A 3,859-nucleotide genomic window follows, 5' to 3' on the forward strand; every position below is an offset into this window, starting at 1 on the left:
CCACAGAGGGAGCGTTGAATTGGGAGGCAGAGTTGAAGGCTCTCAAAACACGCGGGAAAGAGATACACGCATAGATAAGCAATTACATCAGCAGTTTACCTCCTGAGCAGTGTCAATTAATCGGACAGTGTATTCGGGGACATTGGGGGATTGAGAACTGGCTTCACCAGCATTTGGATGTAACCTTTAGGGAGGATGCTTGTCGAGCCCGTAAGGATTACTCTGCGACTAAATATAGACTACCTCAAAAAGCTACTCAAAATTTGATGCGGTTGCCCTGTTATCTGTTTCGCATTTTAGGCCTTGGGCTTGCTTGCTGAGTCCGGTATGTCGCCTGATTGAACAGGTGTTCATCTGACCTTGAAAGTCATCCTTCGGGGGCAACGGCATTATTTCCTTCAAATCCTTTTACAAATGAGAGAAGCTGCTCCCTTGTTGAGTATTATGACATGACAAGAGAGCAGCTTCGATTTTTCTTATTTTCGATAAGCAGATTATTTTTCGTCCAAAAGGTTGGTCAAGAAGTCATCAAGTTCCTTGTCCAAACCTTCCATGAGAGGCAGGTCGAGTCCGAGCCACTTGTCATCGATGGATAGGAGTTCCACCGGGTCTGTCTCTGCCGGATCCATATATAGTACGGACATGGGGTGTTGGAAGGCAGGACGATCGAAGTAGCCTTTGTTTTGCATCACAAGCAGAGTCGCTCGCAATGTATTTAGGGCATTTTTCCGTACACTTTCAGACTGAGTTTCATCCTTTGCACACCAATGATAGAGTGTCTTATGGACTGCGCAGTTTTCCTCCTCATCGGCTATTGTGAGATCGCCTTGAGGGAGATCGAGACGTACATATATGTCACTGATCGACAATATGTCAGATGCTTCCAGATTTGTGTAAAACTCATCAAAAAGTTCTTCCACAAATACTCTATCCTTAGTGTTTTTATCCATATCCTGTATATGTTTTCTTTATGAGTTTTTACTGTTTGAGGGCTACCATGCGAGAGTGTATGTTCTCAAGTTTTTCGAGAGCATCGGACTCTTTTTTACGTTCGAGAGCCACTACTTGTTCGGGAGCTTTCGATACAAACTTCTCGTTGGAGAGTTTGCCACGTACGCTCGCAAGGAACTTCTCATAGTACCTCTCTTCCTCAGCCAACTTGGCCAACTCCTCTTCGACATTGACGAATCCTGTAAATGGCACGCTGTATGTGTGAGTCCCTATCATGAATGAGGCGATATCTGCCCCCTCGAGAGAGCCTGTCTTGATCTCGCTGATGTTTGCCAGCTTGGAGATTGCTGCGATTGCCCATGTGCACATTGCGCCCTCCGGAACATATAGTTCGAGAGCTTCTCGAGGTGACACATTGCGAGATGCGCGGAGGTTGCGCACTGCCGATACTATTTCTCGTGCCACTTCCATGTAGGCGATGATGTCCTTGTTCCCTTCTGAGCCTTTAGATATCTGTTGTACCGCAAGGCTTTCTCCATCCTTCCGAGGTGCAAGAGCCTGCCACAACTCTTCAGTGATGAACGGCATAAACGGATGCAACAGACGAAGTATCTGATCAAAGTAGTCGTTTGTCTCTGCAAGGGTCTTGGCATCGATCGGTGAGCCGTAGTCCGGTTTGATGAGTTCGAGGTATGTGCCCGAAAAGTCATCTTTTACCAGTTTGTATAGGAGCAACATGGCATCGCTGATGCGGTACTTGGAGAACAGATCCTCAAGCTCGAGGGCTGTAGCCTTGAGCAATTCGCCAAACCACATGACTGCCGTCTGAGCTGCCATGCTTTGGGGGATCGAAGCATCCACTTCCCATCCTTGGATGAGGCGGAACGAGTTCCATATCTTGTTGTTAAAGTTGCGTCCTTGTTCGCACATCGCCTCATCGAAGAGGATGTCGTTTCCTGCCGAGGCCGATGTCATGAGTCCCATACGCACACCGTCCGCTCCGTAAGTCTCGATGAGGTGGAGGGGATCAGGGCTATTGCCGAGAGACTTCGACATCTTACGCCCTTTGGCATCACGTACGATACCGGTGAAGTAGACATTGCGGAAAGGCATATCACCCTCATACTCATACCCTGCCATGATCATACGGGCAACCCAGAAGAATATGATGTCCGGGCCTGTCACCAGATCACTTGTGGGGTAGTAGTACTTCATCTCTTCATTGCCCGGATTGTTGATGCCGTCAAATAGAGATATAGGCCATAGCCAAGATGAGAACCATGTGTCGAGACAGTCTTCATCGTGGCGCAGGTCTGCCATCGTGAGAGCCTCATTTCCCGTTTTTGCTTTTGCTTTGACGAGAGCTTCTTCTTCCGTAGCAGCTACGACATAGCCACCCTCAGGGAGGAAGTATGCAGGGATGCGATGTCCCCACCATAGTTGGCGAGATACGCACCAGTCCTTGATGTTTTCCATCCAGTGGCGGTACGTGTTTTTGTATCTCGCAGGATAAAACTTCAAGCTGTCATCCATGACCGGCTTGAGAGCCATCTCTGCAAGTCGCTCCATCTTGAGGAACCACTGCATCGATAGTTTTGGCTCTATCACGACATTGGTGCGCTCAGAGTAGCCGACCTTGTTGGTGTAAGGTTCTACTTTTTCGAGCAAGCCCGCAGCTTCGAGGTCATGCTCTATCTGCTTGCGTACATCGAAGCGATCCATACCTATGTATAGTTCTGCCGACTCGTTGAGCGTCCCATTGTCATCGAATATATCGATACTCTGGAGGTTGTACTTCTCTCCGAGCATATAGTCATTGACATCGTGTGCGGGAGTGACTTTGAGACATCCCGTCCCAAACTCTATGTCTACATAATCATCCTCGATGACAGGTATCGAACGTCCCACAAGAGGGACGATGACGCGTTTTCCCTTGAGCCAGGTGTTCTTAGGGTCATTGGGGTTGATACACATCGCTGTGTCTCCCATGATCGTCTCAGGGCGGGTCGTTGCCACGACAGCATAGCGTCCTTCAGGATCGCCTTCGACTTTATAACGGAGATAGTACAGTTTACCGTGTTCTTCCTTGTATACCACTTCTTCATCGGAGAGCGCTGTGAGAGCCTGAGGATCCCAGTTGACCATCCTGACGCCGCGATAGATAAGCCCTTTCTCGTAAAGATCCACAAAGACCCTGATGACACTCTCGCTACGAGGCTCATCCATTGTGAATGCCGTACGATCCCAGTCGCACGAAGCACCAAGGTGACGGAGTTGCTTGAGGATGATTCCTCCGTGCTCTTCGGTCCACTCCCATGCATGTTTGAGGAACTCCTCACGGGTGAGGTCAGACTTTTTGATTCCCTGACCGGCAAGGCGTTGGACCACTTTTGCCTCTGTTGCTATGGAAGCATGGTCTGTTCCTGGTATCCAGCACGCATTTTTGCCTGTCATACGAGCACGGCGCACAAGTATATCCTGCAACGTATTGTTGAGCATGTGTCCCATGTGGAGGACTCCCGTCACGTTGGGGGGAGGCATCACTATGGTGTATGGTTCGCGACTGTCGGGTTTGGAAGCAAAGAGCTTGTGATCCATCCAGTACCGGTACCACTTGCTTTCGACTTCGGCAGGATTGTACTTTGCACTTAGTTCTTTCGCCATTATAATATGATGTGTATTGTTTTTGCGTTTAATCTGCGGATTGCTCTGTGAGGCAAGAAGGGTTCTCACCTCCACAACCTTACAAAGTTACGTTTTTCTTTGAAACTGTGAGTGTCCCCAACGCACGTATATTGATGATGGATATATGCCTTGTGCGAGGGTAGGCAGGAGATGTACATCTGTCGAAATCAAGTTGTCTAACTTGATGAATGAAGTTGTCTAACTTGATGCGTCAAGTTAGACA

At 48.6% G+C, this 3,859-nt stretch carries 2 protein-coding genes and 1 pseudogene; 1 reads left to right on the top strand and 2 read right to left on the bottom strand.

Annotated elements, in window-relative coordinates:
• Positions 1-230, top strand: a pseudogene (locus tag Q4A14_RS08810) (ISAs1 family transposase); the annotation flags it as partial.
• A gap of 264 nt (positions 231-494) precedes the next feature.
• Here Q4A14_RS08810 and Q4A14_RS08815 read toward each other — a convergent pair.
• Positions 495-950: a hypothetical protein gene (locus tag Q4A14_RS08815; protein WP_303171497.1), complete on the bottom strand. Its 456-nt coding sequence runs from the start codon at positions 948-950 to the stop codon at positions 495-497.
• Between the two features lie 28 nt (positions 951-978).
• Positions 979-3,615 carry a valine--tRNA ligase gene (locus tag Q4A14_RS08820; RefSeq protein WP_303171499.1) on the bottom strand — a complete coding sequence of 879 codons (2,637 nt, stop codon included), beginning with the start codon at positions 3,613-3,615 and terminating at the stop codon, positions 979-981.
• Positions 3,616-3,859: the final 244 nt, after the last annotated feature.

The organism is Porphyromonas sp., from assembly GCF_030529325.1.
Classification (GTDB): Bacteria; Bacteroidota; Bacteroidia; order Bacteroidales; family Porphyromonadaceae; genus Porphyromonas_A.